At 69.0% G+C, this 18,313-nt stretch carries 18 protein-coding genes; 8 read left to right on the top strand and 10 right to left on the bottom strand.

The genetic code is table 11. From position 1 onward, the window contains the following. Positions 1-45: 45 nt before the first annotated feature. Positions 46-966: an MBL fold metallo-hydrolase gene (locus tag LI92_RS03925; RefSeq protein ID WP_046316160.1), complete on the top strand. Its 921-nt coding sequence runs from the start codon at positions 46-48 to the stop codon at positions 964-966. Continuing rightward, a complete protein-coding gene (locus LI92_RS03920) occupies positions 963-2,207 on the top strand; it encodes an SLC13 family permease (RefSeq protein ID WP_046316197.1) in 1,245 nt (414 codons plus the stop codon). The genes LI92_RS03925 and LI92_RS03920 overlap by 4 nt, the downstream gene beginning before the upstream one ends. Here the strand turns inward: LI92_RS03920 and LI92_RS03915 are convergent. From LI92_RS03915 to cysS, 3 genes are read right to left on the bottom strand one after another with little or no spacing between them, the layout of a single operon-like run. After that, positions 2,204-3,055, bottom strand: coding sequence for a glycerophosphodiester phosphodiesterase family protein (locus tag LI92_RS03915; RefSeq protein WP_192829971.1), 852 nt, complete (start codon positions 3,053-3,055; stop codon positions 2,204-2,206). The two genes, LI92_RS03920 and LI92_RS03915, sit on opposite strands and share 4 nt — an antisense overlap. Before the next feature lie 38 nt (positions 3,056-3,093). After that, positions 3,094-4,035 carry a 23S rRNA (guanosine(2251)-2'-O)-methyltransferase RlmB gene (rlmB, locus tag LI92_RS03910; protein WP_046316155.1) on the bottom strand — a complete coding sequence of 314 codons (942 nt, stop codon included), beginning with the start codon at positions 4,033-4,035 and terminating at the stop codon, positions 3,094-3,096. After that, complete coding sequence (gene cysS, locus LI92_RS03905) at positions 4,036-5,445, bottom strand: cysteine--tRNA ligase (RefSeq protein ID WP_046316153.1); 1,410 nt, start codon at positions 5,443-5,445, stop codon at positions 4,036-4,038. Positions 5,446-5,544: 99 nt separating this feature from the next. Between cysS and LI92_RS03900 the strand changes: the two genes are divergently transcribed. Next, a complete protein-coding gene (locus LI92_RS03900; RefSeq protein WP_046316151.1) occupies positions 5,545-6,564 on the top strand; it encodes a hypothetical protein in 1,020 nt (339 codons plus the stop codon). A gap of 14 nt (positions 6,565-6,578) precedes the next feature. On the opposite strand, the gene ispF is transcribed toward LI92_RS03900, so the two are convergent. Genes ispF through carD form a run of 3 tightly spaced genes read right to left on the bottom strand, consistent with a single transcriptional unit; the run spans position 6,579 to position 8,259 of the window. Then, positions 6,579-7,055, bottom strand: coding sequence for a 2-C-methyl-D-erythritol 2,4-cyclodiphosphate synthase (gene ispF, locus LI92_RS03895; RefSeq protein WP_046316149.1), 477 nt, complete (start codon positions 7,053-7,055; stop codon positions 6,579-6,581). Beyond that, positions 7,052-7,717 carry a 2-C-methyl-D-erythritol 4-phosphate cytidylyltransferase gene (gene ispD / locus LI92_RS03890; RefSeq protein WP_046316146.1) on the bottom strand — a complete coding sequence of 222 codons (666 nt, stop codon included), beginning with the start codon at positions 7,715-7,717 and terminating at the stop codon, positions 7,052-7,054. The genes ispF and ispD overlap by 4 nt, the downstream gene beginning before the upstream one ends. A 53-nt stretch (positions 7,718-7,770) precedes the next feature. After that, positions 7,771-8,259, bottom strand: a complete 489-nt coding sequence (gene carD / locus LI92_RS03885) for an RNA polymerase-binding transcription factor CarD (RefSeq protein ID WP_046316144.1) — start codon at positions 8,257-8,259, stop codon at positions 7,771-7,773. A 260-nt stretch (positions 8,260-8,519) separates the two neighbouring features. Between carD and LI92_RS03880 the strand changes: the two genes are divergently transcribed. Further along, positions 8,520-9,074 carry a copper chaperone PCu(A)C domain-containing protein gene (locus tag LI92_RS03880; protein ID WP_046316141.1) on the top strand — a complete coding sequence of 185 codons (555 nt, stop codon included), beginning with the start codon at positions 8,520-8,522 and terminating at the stop codon, positions 9,072-9,074. A 48-nt stretch (positions 9,075-9,122) separates the two neighbouring features. After that, positions 9,123-10,532: a DNA repair protein RadA gene (gene radA / locus LI92_RS03875; protein ID WP_046316138.1), complete on the top strand. Its 1,410-nt coding sequence runs from the start codon at positions 9,123-9,125 to the stop codon at positions 10,530-10,532. A 31-nt stretch (positions 10,533-10,563) separates the two neighbouring features. Here the strand turns inward: radA and LI92_RS03870 are convergent, their stop codons facing one another. Together LI92_RS03870 and LI92_RS03865 are read right to left on the bottom strand one after the other, a co-directional pair. Then, on the bottom strand, positions 10,564-11,325 hold the full coding sequence (locus LI92_RS03870) for a hypothetical protein (protein WP_046316136.1): 762 nt from the start codon (positions 11,323-11,325) through the stop codon (positions 10,564-10,566). 79 nt (positions 11,326-11,404) lie between these two features. After that, positions 11,405-12,034, bottom strand: coding sequence for a carbonic anhydrase (locus tag LI92_RS03865; RefSeq protein WP_046316134.1), 630 nt, complete (start codon positions 12,032-12,034; stop codon positions 11,405-11,407). On the opposite strand from LI92_RS03865, the gene LI92_RS03860 reads away from it, so the two are divergent. Then, positions 12,033-12,980, top strand: coding sequence for an A/G-specific adenine glycosylase (locus LI92_RS03860; RefSeq protein WP_046316132.1), 948 nt, complete (start codon positions 12,033-12,035; stop codon positions 12,978-12,980). The genes LI92_RS03865 and LI92_RS03860 overlap by 2 nt on opposite strands. Here LI92_RS03860 and LI92_RS03855 read toward each other — a convergent pair. Beyond that, positions 12,947-13,633: an alpha/beta fold hydrolase gene (locus LI92_RS03855; protein ID WP_502691393.1), complete on the bottom strand. Its 687-nt coding sequence runs from the start codon at positions 13,631-13,633 to the stop codon at positions 12,947-12,949. The two genes, LI92_RS03860 and LI92_RS03855, sit on opposite strands and share 34 nt — an antisense overlap. A gap of 99 nt (positions 13,634-13,732) precedes the next feature. On the opposite strand from LI92_RS03855, the gene mhuD reads away from it, so the two are divergent. Continuing rightward, on the top strand, positions 13,733-14,050 hold the full coding sequence (mhuD, locus tag LI92_RS03850) for a mycobilin-forming heme oxygenase MhuD (protein ID WP_046316128.1): 318 nt from the start codon (positions 13,733-13,735) through the stop codon (positions 14,048-14,050). A 16-nt stretch (positions 14,051-14,066) separates the two neighbouring features. Further along, complete coding sequence (locus LI92_RS03845) at positions 14,067-15,389, top strand: serine hydrolase (RefSeq protein ID WP_502691392.1); 1,323 nt, start codon at positions 14,067-14,069, stop codon at positions 15,387-15,389. Positions 15,390-15,462: 73 nt separating this feature from the next. Here the strand turns inward: LI92_RS03845 and clpC1 are convergent, their stop codons facing one another. Continuing rightward, positions 15,463-17,982, bottom strand: a complete 2,520-nt coding sequence (gene clpC1, locus LI92_RS03840; protein WP_046316122.1) for an ATP-dependent protease ATP-binding subunit ClpC — start codon at positions 17,980-17,982, stop codon at positions 15,463-15,465. Positions 17,983-18,313 lie beyond the last annotated feature (331 nt).

Below are 18,313 nucleotides of genomic sequence, written 5' to 3'. Positions count from 1 at the left end.
CTCGCCGATCGCGACCGGCGGCCCCATCGGCGATAGCCTGAGCGGATGCGCTTAAAGCTCGGCCGCCCCGACATCGGCCGATACGCCGATCGATTCGACGTGACGCCCGCGTCGCCGGCCACACCGCTGTCGGTGACCTGGCTCGGCGTCACCAGCCTGCTCATCGATGACGGCTCGTCGGCGCTGATGACCGACGGCTTCTTCTCCCGGCCCAGCATGGCCCGAGCCGCGCTGGGCAAAGTGGCGCCGTCTGCGGCCCGCATCGACGGCTGCCTGGCGCGGGCCGGAGCGCGCGAGCTGGCCGCGGTGATCCCGCTGCATTCGCACATCGATCACGCGATGGACTCCGCCGTGGTGGCCGAACGTACCGGGGCGGTACTGGTCGGCGGCCAGTCCACGGCCAATGTGGGCCGCGGCCAGGGGCTCTCCGAGGACCGGCTGATCGTGGCCGTCCCGGGTGCGCCCCTCACGCTGGGCGCCTACGACGTCACGCTGGTGGAGTCGCGGCACTGCCCGCCGGACCGCTTCCCCGGGGTCATCACCGCTGCGGTGGTGCCGCCGGTGCGGGTGTCCGCCTATAGGTGCGGTGAGGCCTGGTCGGTGGTGGTGGCGCACCGGCCCTCCGGGCGCAGCCTGCTGATCATGGGCAGTGCGGGTTTCGTCCCGGGCTCGCTGGCCGGCCGCAACGCCGACGTGGTCTATCTGGGCATCGGCCAGCTCGGCGTTCAGCGCCGGCAATATCTGGTCGACTACTGGAATGAAACGGTCCGGGCCGTCGGGGCTTCGACGGTGGTGTTGACCCACTGGGACGACTTCTTCCGGCCGCTGTCGAAACCGTTGCGCGCCTTGCCCTATGCCGGCGACGACCTCGACGTCACCATGCGGGTTCTCAGCGAGCTCGCCGAGGCCGACGGAGTGGGACTGCACCTGCCCACGGTGTGGCGCCGTGAGGATCCGTGGGCCTGAACCTGGCTCTGGCACTGCTGCTGCTTGCTGTGGTGCTGGGCTTCGCGGTGGTCCGCCCACGCGGCTGGCCGGAGCTGCTCGCTGCGGTACCCGCCGCCCTCATCCTGGTCGGCGCGGGCGCGATCTCGATGCACGACGCACTGACCGAAGCTGCCACATTGCTGCACGTCGTGGCGTTCCTGGGCGCGGTGCTGGTGCTGGCGCAACTCTGCGACGACGAGGGCCTGTTCGAGGCAGCCGGCGCGGCCATGGCACGCGCCGACGTGGGGCCGCCGCAGCACCTGCTGCGTCGCGTCTTCGTCATCGCCGCGGGTCTGACTGCGGTGCTGAGCCTGGACGCGACTGTCGTGCTGCTGACACCGGTGGTGCTCACGATGGCCCGGCGACGCAACGCCCCGATCCGCCCGCACGCCTATGCGACCGCCCACCTCGCCAACACCGCATCGCTGCTGCTGCCGGTGTCCAACCTGACGAATCTGCTGGCTTTTCACGAGGCGGGCGTCTCATTCCTGCGGTTCGCGGCGCTGATGGCGGCTCCGTGGCTGGCCACCACAGCGGTCGTCTACCTGATCTTCCGGTGGTTCTTCCGCGCCGATCTGCGTGCCACGCCGGTGCACGAACATGCCGGGCCGCCGCCCCCCGTCCCGGTCTTCGTGCTGGTGGTGCTCGCGCTGACCCTGGCCGGCTTCGTGGTCGCCGAGACCCTCGGCGTGCCGCCGGCGTGGGCGGCCGTCGCCGGCGCTGCGGTACTGGCCGCTCGCGGCCTGGCGCAGCGGCGCAGCACGCCGGGCAGCATTGTCCGGGCGGCCAACCCGGGGTTTCTGGTGTTCGTGCTGGCACTGGGCGTGGTGGTGCGCGCCGTGGTCGACAACGGACTGGGCGACCGGATGACCATGGTGCTGCCGGAGGGATCGAGCCTGTGCGCCCTGCTCGGTGTCGCGGCGGTGGCCGCGGTGCTGGCCAATGTGGTCAACAACCTGCCCGCAACGCTGGTGCTGGCGCCGCTGGTGGCGCCGAGTGGACCGGTCGCGGTACTGGCCGTGTTGATCGGCGTCAACATCGGACCCAACCTGAGTTACACCGGTTCCCTGTCGAACCTGTTGTGGCGCCGGGTGTTGCGCCGGTACCGCGTGCCGGCCGGAGTAGGCGAATACACCCGCCTGGGCCTGTGCACGGTGCCGGTCACCCTGGTGGTGGCGGTGCTCGCCCTATGGGCAAGTGCCCGGCTGCTGGGGGTCTAACCGACCCGATAGGCCGGTGGCAGCGGCATGCCCAGTTCGGCCAGCACGGCGCGCGCCCGCGCCGGATAGTCGGTGATGAGCCCGTCGACTCCGGCGGCGATCTGCCGGCGCATCTCGTCGGCGTCGTTGACGGTCCAAGGAATCACCCGCAGCCCGGCAACGTGTGCACGCTGCACAAAAGACCGGTCCACCACCGAATAGTCCGGGGACACGATGCCGGCACCGGCCGCCTGCGCTCCGGAGATCGGGTCGGGGCCCTGCTCCCACAGGGCGACCAAGGGGATGGCGGGTTCGGCGGCACGCGCCAACGGCAGGATGCTCCAGTCGAAACTCTGGATGGCGACGGCATCGAGCCGACCGGCTGCCCGCACCGCCGCCAGCACCACCTCGACGATCCGCTGCTGGTTTGCCGAGTCGACCTTGGTCTCGATGCTGTAGCGGATGCCGGTATGTGCGGCCAGCGCGAAGACTTCCGGCAAAGTCGCGATGACATTGCCGGCCACCACTTCTGCATCGGGAAACTCCGGCAGCAGATGTCCGCAGTCCAGGGTGCGGATCTGGGCGAGGGTCAGCTCGGCGATCCGCCTGCCCACATACGGGTAATCGGGGTCGCCGGCGAAAGCCGGTCCGGTGTCGGCGCACTTGGCCGGTTCGATCACCAGGTCGTGCCACACCAGTGGCTGGGCGTCGCGGGTAAGCACGACGTCGAGCTCCAATGTGCTGACACCGAGCTGGAGCGCCTTGGCGAAGGCGCGCAGTGATTCCTCGGTCGTCTCGCCCCGCCCGCCCCGGTGCGCCTGCAGGTCGAATGCCGGCGGCTGCGCGGCAGCCGAGGACGGGTTCAGCATCGCGGTGAACAACACCGCCGCCAGGACGACGCGGCCGATCACCGCCGCTGACGCGCGATTTCGGCCAACACCACGCCGGCGGCCACCGAGGCGTTGAGCGACTCGGTGGGCCCGGCCATCGGAATCGAGACGATGGCGTCGCAGTTCTGCCGGACCAGTCGGGACAGGCCTTTGCCCTCGGAACCGACGACCAGCACCATCGGGCCGGTGCCGTCGAGGTCGTCGACCATGGTCTCGCCGCCGGCGTCCAGCCCGACGACCTGCAGGCCGCGGTCCGCCCACGCCTTCAGTGTCTGGTTGAGGTTTGCCGCCCGCGCCACCGGAATCCGCGCTGCCGCACCGGCACTGGTGCGCCAGGCCACCGCCGTCACCGATGCCGATCGGCGCTGCGGAATGACCACGCCGTGTCCGCCGAACGCCGCAACCGAGCGCACGATGGCACCGAGATTGCGCGGATCGGAGATGTTGTCCAAAGCGACCAGCAGTGCGGGCGCGGCGTCTTGGCGCGCGGCGGCCAGCAGGTCGTCGGGGTGGGCGTAGGCATACGGGGGAACCTGCAGCGCGATGCCTTGGTGCAGACCGTTGGTGGTCATCTTGTCCAGGTCCGACCGGGGAACCTCCAGGATCGGCAGCCCGGAGTCGGCCGCGCGGGTAACCGATTCGGTCAGCCGCTCATCGGCTTCCGCGCCCAGCGCCACGTACAGCGCGGTGGCCGGTATTCCGGCGCGCAGGCACTCCAGAACCGGGTTGCGGCCCAGCACGGTTTCGCTCTCGTCGGCACGCTTGGCGGTCCGGTAAGCGCGCTGTTTGGCTGCGCGCTTGGCCGCTTTGGCCGCCGGGTGGTACTCGCGCTTGTGCGCCGGCGGGGTGGCGCCGCGGCCCTCCAGCCCGCGGCGGCGCTGGCCGCCGGAGCCTACCGTCGGCCCCTTCTTGGTGCCGGGCTTGCGCACCGCACCTTTGCGCTTGGAATTTCCGGCCACTTAGTCGACTCCATCCACCAGCAGAGACCATTGCGGACCGTCGCCGGTGTCGGTGACCTCGATGCCGGCATCCTTGAGCCGACCGCGGATTTCATCGGCCAGCTGCCAATCCCGTTCCGCGCGAGCGGTTTCCCTGCGTTCCAATTCGGCGCGCACCAATACGTCGACCGCGGCCAGCGCCGCCGAGGTCTGATCGCGCGATTCCCAGCGTTCGTTGAGCGGATCGCAACCCAACACGTCCATCATGGCCCGGATCGAGCCGGCGGCACTCAGGGCAGCCTCGTGGTCGCCGGTGTCCAGCGCCCGGTTGCCCTCAGCCCTGGTCCGGTGCACCTCGGCCAGGGCGATCGGCACCGACAGGTCGTCGTCGAGTGCGGCGGCGAACCGCGGAGTCCAGCTGCCCGGTGTCACCGCACCGACCCGGCTGCGCACCCGGTGCAGGAATTCCTCGATTCCGACGTAGGCATTGACGGCGTCGCGCAATGCGGTCTCGGAGAACTCGAGCATCGATCGGTAGTGGGCGCTGCCCAGGTAGTAGCGCAGTTCGGCGGGCCGGACCCGCTGCAGCACCGCCGCCATCGACAGCACATTGCCCAGCGACTTACTCATCTTCTCGCCGCCGAGGGTGACCCAGCCGTTGTGCAGCCAGTAGTTGGCGAATCCGTCTCCGGCAGCACGGCTCTGCGCGATCTCGTTCTCGTGGTGCGGGAAAACCAGATCCATGCCGCCGCAGTGGATGTCGAACTCAGCACCGAGGTAGGACCGGGCCATCGCCGAGCACTCCAGGTGCCAGCCCGGCCGGCCGCGGCCCCACGGCGTGGGCCAGCTGGGCTCACCGGGCTTGGCGCCCTTCCACAGCGTGAAGTCGCGCGGATCGCGTTTGCCGGTGGCGACGCCCTCGCCCTGATGCACGTCATCGATCCGGTGACCGGACAGCTTCCCGTAGTCGGGGTAGCTGAGCACGTCGAAATACACGTCGCCGTCGCCGGCGTAGGCGTGCCCGGTGTCGATCAGGCGCTCGATCAGCTCCACCATCTGGGTGATGTGCCCGGTGGCGCGCGGTTCCACCGACGGCGGCAGCACCCCCAGCGCGTCGTAGGCGGCGGTGAACTCGCGTTCGTGGGTGGCGGCCCACTCCCACCAGGGCCGGCCGGCCGCGGCGGCCTTGGCCAGGATCTTGTCGTCGATGTCGGTCACGTTGCGCACGAAGGCGACGTCGTAGCCGCGGGCGGTGAGCCACCGGCGCAGGATGTCGAACGCCACGCCGCTGCGGACGTGGCCGATGTGCGGCGCGGCCTGAACGGTGGCGCCGCACAGATAGATGGACGCCTGACCGGGCCGCAGCGGGACGAACTCACGCACGGCGCCGGTTGCCGTGTCATGCAGTCGCAGGCCGGGGCGTTCGGTCACGACGGGCCAGCTTACCGGGCGGTCCGGCTGCGGCCTCCACACCCGCCGCCACCTGCCGTATCGGTGGACAGGGATTGTGACGTGGCATATATTGCGGCAGTGAGTAAACGTCTGGTGGCAGTCTCGGGAACCTTCTTGGCTGCGGTCGCATTTGTCGGTAGCGCGACCGCCTACGCCGACGAGCCGAACAACAACCAGCCCCAGCAGGCTGAGCTTGTGGCGGCCCCGGTCGAAGCGGCGCCCGCGCCGGCCCCGGTTGCACCCGTCGATGCTGCGGCCTTGCCGTCCGCGGCAGACCAGGCGGCGCTGACCGAAGCCCAGCAGGACATGCAGGCCGAGCAGCAACGGCAGCAGGCTGAGCAGCAGGCCGACCTGGTCGGCACCTCGGCCACGACCGCAGGTGCCACCCAGGCCGCAATGGGCAGCCAGATCGGTATGTCGATGGCGATGATGGCGCCGATGCTGGCCATGATGGCGCCGTCGCTGGTCATGCCGCTCATGACCCCGATGCTGAGCAGCCTCGCCCGGTCGGGCGCGGGCACCGGCGCAAACGCGCTTGCCGAAACCGCCGGTGCGGCCGCCTCGACCGACGCACTCTTCGGCCCCGGTTCAGCCGCCGCCACCGAGGGCCTCGTTCCCGGTGCGGCCGCCGCGACCGCGCTTTTCAGCACTCCCGCCGCCGAAGCTTTCAACATGCCCGCCGAGGCCTTCTCACCCGCCATCGAGGCCTTCAGCGTGCCCGCCGCAGAGATCCCAGAGATCTTCAGTGCGCCCGCCGTCGACCTGCCGTTCGGCCTGGGTGACATTGACTTCCTGTCCACCTTGGACACTGACTTGATTACCGGGGCAACCGGGGACATCCTCACTGTCGCGCTGGGCGACGTTGCGGGCGCAGCCGGTGACGTGGTGAGCGAAACCGCGATCGGTACTTCCACCGCATTGCTGGAAAGCGGCGCTGAGATCGGCGCTGGTATCGGCACCGACATCGCCGCTGAGCTGGCGGCTGATGCCGCCGAGGCCAGCGCCGAGTTCGCCGGCAGTGCTGCCGCGGGCGGCGCGGAGCTCGGCACCGGCATCGCCCTCTGCATCATCGGCACCATCTTCGGCGGGAACTGCTAGTCCCGCCTGACCGCTTAAGCAGGCACAACCAACGCGGTAGCCACCGCGGCAAGCCCCTCACCCCGGCCGGTCAGTCCCAGGCCGTCGGTGGTGGTGGCCGATACCGAAACCGGTGCGCCCAGCAGTTGCGACAGCAACTGCTGGGCTTCGGCACGGCGCGGCCCCACTTTGGGCCGGTTACCGATCACCTGCACCGCTGCGTTGCCGACCGTAAAACCGCTCTGGTCGAGCAGTTCGCGCACGTGCCCGAGCATCACGGCACCCGTTACGTGTGCCCAGCGGGGCTCGTCGACGCCGAAAACCGCTCCGAGGTCCCCCAACCCTGCCGCCGACAGCAGCGCGTCACACAGGGCGTGTACGGCTACGTCGCCGTCTGAGTGTCCGGCACAGCCGTCGGCATCGGGAAAAAGCAGGCCCAGCAGCCAACAGGGCCGGCCCGGCTCGATCGGGTGGACATCGGTGCCCACCCCGACCCGCGGCAGCGCGCTCACCGGTTGACGACCGCCTGGGCCAGCAGCGCATCCAGGGCCGTGGTGATCTTGAACGCCAGGGGGTCCCCCTCGACGGTCTGGACCTGGCCGCCGACGTGCTCGACCAGGGACGCGTCGTCGGTGAAGTGGGCGCCCGCGCCGGCCTGCCGATAGGCCCGCAGCAGCAGGTCGGCGGCGAAGCCCTGCGGGGTCTGTACGGCCCGCAGGCCGGCCCGCTCGGGGGTGCCCAGCACCATGCCGTTGGCGTCGACCGCCTTGATGGTGTCGGCCACCGCAAGAGCCGGGACCACCGCCCGGTGGCCGGCGTGCAAAGCCTCCACCACCCGCCGTACCAGCGCGGGTGGGGTCAACGGCCGGGCGGCATCGTGGACCAGCACGTAGTCCGAATCTGCGACACCGGCCAGCGCCAACCGGACGGACTCCACGCGGTCGGCGCCGCCGGCCACCACGGTGGCGGCTTCGCCCAGGATCAACTTGGCCTCATCGGTGCGGTCCGGCGGAACCGCGACCACCACCTGGTCGACGACTCCGGACTCACGCAGGCCCGCCACGGCCCGCTCAATCAGCGTCTGGCCGCCCAGCAGGAAGAATGCTTTCGGTACGCCGGCGCCCAGCCGGACGCCTGCACCAGCCGCCGGCACCACGGCTACTGTGCTTGGCAACGATTCTCCGAGATTCTCGAAAAGCTCGAAACGTCGCGGTCAGGACGCCGCGCTCAGGACGCCGCGGCCAGCACCTCGTCGAGGATGATCTCCGCCTTGGCGTCATCGGTGTTCTCGGCCAAGGCCAGCTCACCGACCAGAATCTGCCGCGCCTTGGCCAGCATCCGCTTCTCGCCTGCAGACAGGCCGCGCTCCTGATCCCGCCGCCACAGGTCGCGAACGACCTCGGCTACCTTGTGCACGTCTCCAGAAGCAAGCTTTTCCAGGTTTGCCTTGTAACGACGCGACCAGTTGGTCGGTTCCTCGGTGTGCGGGGCCCGCAACACCTGGAAGACCTTGTCCAGGCCCTCCTGGCCGACAACGTCACGCACACCGACATATTCGGCATTCTCAGCGGGAACTCGAACGGTGAGATCGCCCTGCGCCACCTTGAGGACCAGATAGTCCTTTTGCTCGCCTTTGATGGTCCGGGTTTCAATCGCCTCGATCAACGCTGCACCGTGGTGTGGATATACGACGGTGTCTCCGACCTTAAAGATCATCTGATTTGAGCCCCTTTCGCTACCCCATCCTAACACGCCGTCAGGACACGCGACGAACAACGGTGCAGGTCAGGGGCACTGCCGGGCCAGAAGGGGGGTTGACAGTCGCAGAGAAGCGTGCTCGGCCGATCCTGATGAGAGCCTGATCAGGGCTGGTCGGCGGGGGTCGCGGCACACCTGCAACCCTGAGCTATCGTCACGGGAGGGTTGCTACTACAGTGCATAGTCACACGTCGCAACGGCCGGGCAGGAGACCATACGTGAACTCGTTCAGCAGGGCCTTTAACAGGGCTGCGATCGCGCTTGTCGCGGCAGCGACGATTGCCGGCTGCGGCACCGGCCAGATCTCGCAGACTGCTGAACAGGCATCCGCGGTCAACGGCGCCTCAGCCGATGTCGGCTCCCTGGCACTGCGCGACGTGCGGATCCAGGCGACGCAGACCGGCGCGGCACTCGAGCCCGGCCAGACCGTCGACCTGGTATTCGTGGTCAGCAACCAGTCGACCGAAACCGACGACGAGCTGACCGACATCAAGACCTCCATCGGCAAGGTGTCGCCGCTGGCCGGCGGCAAGACCGTCCCGGTCGGCGGAGTCCTGGTGGTCAGCGCCCCGGCCGGACCGGACCTGTCCGCGGCGCCCGCCGCCAAGGCGCTGTCGGACGTGGCCGACGCCACCACCGCCTCGGCGACGGTGACGCTGGACAAGCCGATCCGCAACGGCTTGACCTACGACTTCACCTTCAACTTCAAGAACGCCGGACCGGTGAGCGTGGACGTGCCGATCTCGGCCGGCCCGCTGACGTCGCATCACTGACCGCCGTAGCACGCCGGCCCTGTCGGACCTAGCCGATACGGTCTGCCCGTGGCCAAGGCACGTTCGCTTTATCGCTGTTCGGAATGCGGGAACACCACCGCGAAGTGGCTGGGCCGCTGCCCGGAGTGCGGCAGTTGGGGCGGTATTGACCCGGTAGCCGAGGCGGCCGCACCGGCGGGGGGCCTGCGGCCCGCCGCGCCGGCCCGGCCCGCGGTTCCGATCAGCTCGATCGCGGCTGGCAGCTCTCGGCCGGCGCCCACCGGAGTCACCGAACTCGACCGGGTGCTGGGCGGTGGGGTGGTTCCCGGTTCGGTCACCCTGCTGGCCGGGGATCCCGGCGTCGGTAAGTCCACCCTGCTGCTCGAGGTCGCTCACCGCTGGGCGCTGGGCGGGCGGCGGGCGCTCTACGTCTCCGGGGAGGAATCCGCGGGCCAGATCCGGCTGCGCGCTGAGCGCACCGGATGCAGTCACGACGAGATCTACCTGGCATCCGAAGCCGACCTGCAGACCATCTTGGGACACATCGAGGCGGTGCGGCCGACCCTGGTGGTGGTGGATTCGGTACAGACCGTGGCGGCCGCCGACACCGACGGCGTAGCCGGCGGGGTCACCCAGGTACGGGCCGTGACGGCCGCCCTGACAGCGGCAGCCAAGAGTGCCGATGTGGCACTGATCCTGGTCGGGCACGTGACCAAGGACGGTGCCATCGCCGGGCCCCGGTCACTGGAGCACCTCGTCGACGTGGTGCTGCATTTCGAGGGCGACCGCAACTCGGTGCTGCGGATGGTGCGCGCGGTCAAGAACCGGTTCGGCGCCACCGATGAGGTGGGCTGCTTCCTGCTCCGTGGCGACGGCATCGAGGGCATCGCGGACCCTTCCGGCCTGTTCCTGGAGCAGCGCAGCGAGCCGGTGCCGGGCACCGCTATCACCGTCGCTCTGGACGGCAAACGACCGTTGATCGGCGAAGTGCAGGCGTTGTTGGCCAAACCGGCGGGCGGCTCGCCGCGCCGGGCGGTCAGCGGCATCGACCACGCCCGCGCCGCCATGATCACCGCAGTGCTCGACAAGCACGCCGGCCTGCCCATCGCGGCCGGCGACATCTACCTGTCCACCGTGGGCGGTATGAGATTGACCGACCCGTCTACTGATCTGGCTGTCGCCATCGCACTGGCCTCGGCCTATGCGGATCTGCCGCTGCCGGCCACCACCGTGGTGGTGGGCGAGGTCGGCCTGGCCGGCGACCTGCGCCCGGTCAGCGGGATGGATCGTCGGCTCGCCGAAGCGGCTCGGCTGGGATTCACCAGCGCCCTGACCCCACCGGGCGCCCCGCCAACGGTTGGCGGCCTGCGCACGGTTGCCGCCGCCAACATCGTCACCGCGCTGCACCACCTGTCCGAAATCGCCGACCGGCGAGCCGGTTACGCGCCCCCGCAGCTGCTGGACCGGAGTTCTGGCTGACCCCGCCGCGGTTACGCGCGGGCCGGTCGGTCTAGTTGCCCGGTGGCGGCAGGCCCGGCGGGAGCCCGTCCTGGGGCGGCGGAGGCAGGTCCGGCGACGGTTCGGTAAGCATGAACGGCACCGTCGCCGACCGTAGATTGCCCAGTTGGACCACCAGGTTGTAGGTCCCCGGCCCGATCGGTTGTCGTGGCAGCGGGCACTGCGGCGCCGAACCCATGCCGGTCCAGGTCACCGTGGTGGTGACCTGCTCCCCGGGATCGAACGTCTTGACCAGGGTCTCGTTCGAGGGCGCGCAGTCCAAATTCGACCACAACCGCTGATTGTCCAGCGTGTAGACGTAGGCAGCCAGCACCGCGGCGCCCACGTCGCGCTTGCAGGCAACCAGTCCGATGTTGGTGACCACCATGGTGAACTGCGGTTGTTCACCCACCGTGTACTGCGGAGCGGTCAGACCCTTGACCGCCAGCGTCGAATCGGGGCAGTCGTCGCCCTCTTTGAGCACCGGCGGCGGGACCACCGCCGCGGTCGGGGTCGGCGCGGGTGGCGGCGCCTGTTGGTCGGGCGCCACCACGGGCGTCTTGACCTCTTCCGGGGAGGCGTTCGGCGGCTTGGCGTGTTGCGCGGCGGCGGTCTGCTTCCCGTCGGCATTGTCGGCGCCGGCGCTGCCGCGCACTATGCCGAAGATGACGGCCGACACCACAGCGATCACGATGAGCGCAATGCCCAGCGCGAGGCCACGTCGTCGCCAGTAGATCTGCGAAGGCAGCGGACCCTGCGGTTCCAAATCGAGCACGTTCTCACGGTAGGACGACCTCAGCGCGAGTTGTCCGACCCTTCGCGGCGTGTCGTAGCCGCGTTGTGACCTTCGGCGACTATTCCGTGCCGTAGTCGCCGATGTCGCCCAGGTGGTCACGCGCCGAAACCCGCCCGTCGGCCAGGTGATAGGTGGCGCCGACGACCGCCAGCGTGCCCGCAGCGATCCCGTTGGCGATCACCGTGGATCGACTGGCCAGCATCGCCACGGTCTCGTTGACGTGCCGGGTCTCGAACTCGTCGACGGCGAGCAGCCCGTCACGGCGGCCCAGCAGGATCGACGGCGTCACCCGTTCCACGATGTCGCGCAGGTAGCCACCCGGAACGGCGCCTCCGTCCAGCGCTGCCAGCGTGGCCTTGACCGCGCCGCAGCTGTCATGGCCGAGCACCACGATCAGCGGAACGTTGAGGACGTCCACGGCGAACTCGAGCGAGCCCAGCACCGCCGAGTCGACGACATGGCCGGCGGTGCGGACCACGAACATGTCGCCCAGCCCCTGATCAAAGATCAGTTCGGCGGCCACCCGGCTGTCGCCGCAGCCGAACACCGCTGCGGTGGGTTTCTGCCCGTTGGCCAGCGCGGCGCGCCGCGCGACGTCCTGGCTGGGGTGAATGGGCTCGCCGGCGACGAATCGCTCGTTACCCTCCTTGAGTGCTTTCCACGCCGATACCGGGTTTGAGTTGGGCATGGGGCATATTCTGCCTGTGAATCGAACGCCGCGCTCGATCAAGATCGAATTTAACGATCTGTTCAACTGGTTCACGTTTGCCGAGCGGGATCTTCCCTGGCGAGCGGGTGACGTCACCCCGTGGCAGATCGTCGTCAGTGAGTTCATGCTGCAGCAGACGCCGGTGGCACGGGTGCTGCCGATCTGGCCGGACTGGGTGGCGCGCTGGCCGACGCCGTCGGCGACTGCGGCGGCAAGCCAAGCCGATGTGCTGCGGGCGTGGGGCAAGCTCGGCTACCCCCGCCGTGCCAAGCGGCTCCACGAGTGCGCCGAAGTGATCGCACGGGACTTCGCCGACACCGTCCCCGATGACGTCGACACCCTCGAGCAGTTGCCCGGGATCGGCAGCTACACCGCGCGGGCAGTGGCCTGCTTCGCCTACCGCAAACCGGTGCCGGTGGTCGACACCAATGTGCGACGCGTAGTGGCTCGCGCCGTGCACGGGAACGCCGACGCCGGCGCGCCGTCGGCCAAGCGTGATCATGCCGACGTCGGCGCCCTCCTGGCCCTACTACCGAAAGCCGACCTCGCTGCCCGATTCTCCGCGGCCCTGATGGAGTTGGGTGCCATTGTGTGCACCGCACGAGCGCCGCGATGCGACCAGTGCCCGCTGCAACACAGCTGTCGGTGGCGACTTGACGGTTCGCCCCCGCCCGCCGCACCCAAGCGCCCGGCGCAGCGCTACGCCGGTACCGACCGACAAGTACGCGGCCGGTTGCTCGATGTGTTGCGGGACAACGCCGTTGCCGTGACACGCGGCGACCTCGACCTGGCCTGGCCGGTGGACCCGGTTCAGCGTGAGCGCGCCTTGGCCTCCCTGCTCGATGACGGACTGGTCGAACAGCTCGCCGACGGGCGCTACGCCCTGCCCGGTCAGGACAGAAACGACTCGACGGCCTCGCGGTAGGTCTGCGGCGCCTCGTCGTGCACCAGGTGTCCCGCCTCGGGAACGCACAGGTAGGTGCTCTCGAAGCCGACACTGTGCATCTGGCGCATCTGCCCCGGCGGGGTCACCGAGTTGCCGGCCTCGATCAACAACGTCGCGCAACGCACCTGCTGCCACTGCTCCCAGTAATCGCGGGTGCCCCATTCGGCGGCGATCTGCAGCCACCACTCGGGGCGACCATGCAGCCGCCAGCCGGTCTCGGTGCGGTCGAAGGCCTCCAGAAAGTAGCGCCCGGCGATGTCGCCGAACTCGGCGATCACCTGCTCGGCGCTGTCGAACTCGAGAGGCAGGGCATGCACCCAGGGTTCCCACGCACCGGTGGTGCGGCCCCGGAAGTCCGGTGCCATGTCCTCGACCACCAGCTCGGAGACCAGCTCAGGGCGACGGGCGGCCAGACACCACGAGTGCAGCCCACCCATCGAATGCCCGACCAGGCGCACCGGGCCCGGCAACTGCTCCACCGCGCAGGCCAGGTCGGCGACGAAGCGTTCGGTGCTGATCGGGTGAGGGTCGGCCACCTCGCGGCCACGGTGCCAGGGCGCGTCGTAGGTGTACACCGCCCCCAGCCGGGTCAGCCACGGCAGCTGGCGCCCCCAGGTGGTGCCCCGGCCCATCAGTCCATGAACCAGCACCAGCGGCGTCCCGTGCCCGCCGCGATAGGTCAGCAACTCGGTCGACGCGGTCTTCACCCGGGGCACGGTAGCCTAGGCCACATGTCAGTGGTGAAGATCAACGCAATCGAGGTGCCCGCCGACGCCGGGCCCGAATTGGAGAAGCGATTCGCCCACCGGGCACACGCGGTGGAGAACCAGCCCGGTTTCCTTGGCTTCCAGCTGCTGCGTCCGGTCAAGGGCGACGACCGCTACTTCGTGGTCACACACTGGGAGTCCGACGAGGCTTTCCAGGCATGGGCCAAGGGACCGGCCATCGAAGCCCACGCCGGGGAGCGGGCCAAGCCGGTGGCCACCGGGGCCTCGCTGCTGGAGTTCGAGGTCGTGCTCGACGTTGCCGGAAACGCCGCTTCGGACTAGCCCTGTGCGGCGCCGACTGGCGGCCTGGACAACCTCTCTGACCCTGGTCACCGTCGCCGGGGCTGTCGCCGGTTGTGTCCCTTCGCCGGCCTCACCGGCCGACCCCGGCGCCGGCGGGGGGACGATTTCGACCAAGACACCGCCGGGTCTGCGCGCCAAGCAGACCATGGACATGCTGAACTCCGACTGGCCGATCGGTCCGATCGGAGTGGCGACCCTGGCGGCACCCGACAAGGTCGAGCAGGTGGTCACGTCCATGGAGTCGCTGTGGTGGGACCGCCCGTTCCGCCTCGACGGCGTCGACATCAGCGCCGGCGCCGCCACCTTGCACCTGATCACCTCCTACGGGGCGCGTCAGGACATCCGGCTCCGCACCGATGACAACGGCATGGTGGACCTGTTCAAAGCGACCACCGAGGCACCGGACATCGGTTCCTGGCACGACCTCGACGAGGTGCTGAGCAAGACCGGAGCCCGGTACTCCTACCAGGCCGCACGGGTGGACCGGGGCGCCTGCAAACCAGTGGCCGGGGCCAACACCGCCGCGTCGCTGCCGCTGGCGTCCATCTTCAAGCTGTACGTGCTGCTGGCCGTGGCCAACGAGGTGAAGGCCGGGAGACTGTCCTGGGATGACCCGCTGACCATTACCGCCCGAGCCAAAGCGGTGGGCTCGTCAGGCCTGGAGGAACTGCCCGACGGCGCCCATGTCTCGGTACGCAGGGCTGCCGAGAAAATGATCGCCACCAGCGACAACATGGCAACCGATCTGCTGATCGGCCGGGTTGGCACGCGTGCGGTCGAGCGGGCGCTGGTCGCGGCCGGCCACCACGACCCGGCCAGCATGACGCCGTTTCCCACCATGTACGAAATGTTCTCGGTGGGTTGGGGCAAGCCGGATCTGCGCGAGCAATGGCAGCACGGTTCACCGCAGGAACGGGCAAAGTTGTTGCAGCAGGCCGATTCGCGGCCCTATGAGCCCGACCCGGTCCGGGCGCACGACCCCGCGTCGGCCTATGGCGCCGAGTGGTACGGCAGCGCCGAGGACATCTGCCGGCTGCACGTCGCGTTGCAGGCCGCTGCGGTCGGCGCGGCCGCACCGGTACGCGAGATCCTGTCGGCAGTTCGTGGCATCGACCTGCCCCGCACCGAGTGGCCCTACATCGGCGCCAAGGCCGGCGGCCTGCCCGGCGACCTGACTTTCAGCTGGTACGCCGTGGACCGGGGCGGTCAGCCCTGGGTGGTGAGCTTTCAGCTCAACTGGCCGCGCGATCACGGCAAGAGCGTCGGCAGCTGGATGCTGCAGGTCGCCAAGCAGGCGTTCGCGCTGTTGCCCGGCTAGGGCGGCGACGGGCCGAAAATGAATCTGGCGACGTGACCCGCCGGGTCACGTCGCCAGAATTCAGCGATCGAAACTACTCCGCAGCCGCCTTGGCCAGGTCGGTCGCCTCGGCCGTCGGCTTCGGGCCACCGGCGAAGGTGAACACCGCGTTCTCGTGCGCACCCTCGCCGTCCCAGTTCTCGACGTCGACAGTCACCAGCTGGCCGGGGCCGAGCTCTTCGAACAGGATCTTCTCCGAGAGCTGGTCCTCGATCTCGCGCTGGATGGTGCGCCGCAGCGGACGCGCACCCAGCACCGGGTCGAAGCCGCGCTTGGCCAGCAGGGACTTGGCCTTGTCGGTCAGCGCGATATCCATGTCCTTGGCCTTGAGCTGCTTGGCCACCCGGCCGATCATCAGATCGACCATCTGGATGATCTCTTCCCTGGTGAGCTGGTGGAAGACGATGATGTCGTCGATGCGGTTGAGGAACTCCGGGCGGAAGTGCTTCTTGAGCTCGTCGTTGACCTTGAGCTTCATCCGCTCGTAGTTGTTCTCGCCGCCGCCCTGGGTGAACCCGAGTCCGACGGCCTTGGAGATGTCCGAGGTGCCCAGGTTGGAGGTGAAGATCAGGACACAGTTCTTGAAGTCCACCGTGCGGCCCTGCCCGTCGGTGAGCCGGCCGTCCTCAAGCACCTGCAACAGGCTGTTGTAGATCTCGGAGTGGGCCTTCTCGATCTCGTCGAACAGCACCACCGAGAACGGCTTGCGCCGCACCTTCTCCGTGAGCTGCCCGCCCTCTTCGTAGCCGACGTAGCCCGGAGGGGCACCGAAGAGCCGCGACGCGGTGAAGCGGTCGTGGAACTCGCCCATGTCGATCTGGATGAGCGCGTCGTCGTCGCCGAACAGGAACTCCGCCAGCGCCTTGGACAGCTCGGTCTTACCCACACCCGACGGACCGGCGAAGATGAACGAGCCCGAGGGCCGCTTGGGGTCCTTCAGGCCGGCGCGGGTACGCCGAATCGCCTTCGAGACGGCCTTGACCGCGTCTTCCTGGCCGATGATCCGCTTGTGCAGCTCATCTTCCATCCGCAGCAGGCGGGGGGTCTCCGCCTCGGTCAGCTTGAACACCGGAATGCCGGTCCAGTTGCCCAGAACCTCCGCGATCTGCTCGTCGTCGACCTCAGCCACGACGTCCAGATCGCCCGAGCGCCACTGCTTTTCACGCTCTGCCCGCTGGGCGACCAGTTGCTTCTCCCGGTCCCGCAGACTGGCGGCCTTCTCGAAGTCCTGCGCGTCGATCGCAGACTCCTTCTCGCGGCGCGCGTCGGCGATCTTCTCGTCGAACTCGCGCAGGTCCGGCGGCGCGGTCATCCGGCGAATCCGCATCCGGGCACCGGCCTCATCGATCAGGTCGATCGCCTTGTCCGGCAGGAACCGGTCGTTGATGTAACGGTCAGCCAGGGTGGCCGCCGCCACGATCGCAGAGTCGCTGATCGAGACGCGGTGGTGAGCCTCGTAACGGTCCCGCAGGCCCTTGAGAATCTCGATGGTGTGCTCGACGGTCGGCTCGCCGACCTGCACCGGCTGGAACCGGCGCTCCAGCGCCGCGTCCTTCTCGATGTACTTGCGGTACTCGTCGAGGGTCGTGGCACCGATGGTCTGCAGTTCACCGCGGGCCAGCTTCGGCTTGAGGATCGAGGCCGCGTCGATGGCGCCCTCGGCCGCGCCGGCACCCACCAGGGTGTGCAGCTCGTCGATGAACAAGATGATGTCGCCGCGGGTGTTGATCTCCTTGAGAACCTTCTTCAGGCGCTCTTCGAAGTCGCCGCGGTAACGGCTGCCGGCCACCAGTGAACCCAGGTCCAGGGTGTAGAGCTGCTTGTCCTTGAGCGTCTCGGGGACTTCGCCGGCGACAATGGCCTGCGCCAGGCCCTCCACCACGGCGGTCTTGCCGACGCCGGGCTCACCGATGAGCACCGGGTTGTTCTTGGTGCGGCGAGACAGCACCTGCATGACCCGCTCGATTTCCTTCTCGCGGCCGATCACGGGGTCGAGCTTGCCCTCCATGGCGGCGGCGGTCAGGTTGCGGCCGAACTGGTCGAGCACCAGGGAGGTCGACGGTGAGCCGGACTCGCCGCCGCGTCCGCCGGTGCCGGCCTCCGCGGTCTCCTTGCCCTGGTAGCCGCTGAGCAGCTGGATCACCTGCTGACGGACCCGGGTCAGGTCGGCGCCGAGCTTGACCAGCACCTGGGCTGCCACACCCTCGCCCTCACGAATCAGGCCGAGCAGAATGTGCTCGGTCCCGATGTAGTTGTGGCCGAGTTGCAGCGCCTCACGCAGGCTCAGCTCGAGCACCTTCTTGGCGCGGGGCGTGAACGGGATGTGCCCCGACGGCGCCTGCTGGCCCTGGCCGATGATCTCTTCGACCTGGCTGCGCACCCCTTCCAAGGAGATGCCCAGCGACTCCAGCGACTTGGCGGCCACGCCCTCGCCCTCGTGGATGAGACCCAGCAGGATGTGCTCGGTCCCGATGTAGTTGTGGTTGAGCATCCGGGCCTCTTCTTGGGCCAGGACGACGACCCTGCGGGCACGGTCGGTGAATCTCTCGAACATCGGTGGCTACCTGCTCTCCCTCGCGATCGGCACGATCGGCCTCGGCTCGGCCGGCGCGCCTGCCGTCCACTCTAGTGGGCGGCGCACTGTGCTGTGATCTGCCTTGCAGTGCGCGGGCAGATCGCTCACCCGACGGCGGGCCCCGAAAGACCCAACTGCGGATGCAAGGGACAACGTCTGAGCCCGCGAAAAACGTTCCGGCGGGTGTCAGGTTCGCCAGCAGCGAAACCTACTGGACCTATGCGGCGGTCCCGGCTTCGCCTCTCCTCCGTCGAGCCTCGCCGAACCGCCGGACCCACGCGGCGGTCCCGGCTTCGCCTCTCCTCCGTCG

Origin of the sequence: Mycobacterium sp. UM_Kg1 (assembly GCF_000972925.1) — a bacterium.
In the GTDB taxonomy this organism is placed as follows: domain Bacteria; phylum Actinomycetota; class Actinomycetes; order Mycobacteriales; family Mycobacteriaceae; genus Mycobacterium; species Mycobacterium hiberniae.
This window is presented reverse-complemented; position numbering and strand designations above follow the sequence as displayed.

What these genes read in the sequence shown, in the direction of transcription:
- mhuD (WP_046316128.1), top strand. Translation starts at nt 13,733, where the DNA reads ATGTCAGTGGTGAAGATCAACGCAATCGAGGTGCCCGCCGACGCCGGG.
- LI92_RS03860 (WP_046316132.1), top strand. Translation starts at nt 12,033, where the DNA reads ATGGGGCATATTCTGCCTGTGAATCGAACGCCGCGCTCGATCAAGATC.
- LI92_RS03865 (WP_046316134.1), bottom strand. Translation starts at nt 12,034, where the DNA reads ATGCCCAACTCAAACCCGGTATCGGCGTGGAAAGCACTCAAGGAGGGT.
- LI92_RS03915 (WP_192829971.1), bottom strand. Translation starts at nt 3,055, where the DNA reads ATGCTGAACCCGTCCTCGGCTGCCGCGCAGCCGCCGGCATTCGACCTG.
- clpC1 (WP_046316122.1), bottom strand. Translation starts at nt 17,982, where the DNA reads ATGTTCGAGAGATTCACCGACCGTGCCCGCAGGGTCGTCGTCCTGGCC.
- LI92_RS03855 (WP_502691393.1), bottom strand. Translation starts at nt 13,633, where the DNA reads ATGGGCCGGGGCACCACCTGGGGGCGCCAGCTGCCGTGGCTGACCCGG.
- LI92_RS03925 (WP_046316160.1), top strand. Translation starts at nt 46, where the DNA reads ATGCGCTTAAAGCTCGGCCGCCCCGACATCGGCCGATACGCCGATCGA.
- carD (WP_046316144.1), bottom strand. Translation starts at nt 8,259, where the DNA reads ATGATCTTTAAGGTCGGAGACACCGTCGTATATCCACACCACGGTGCA.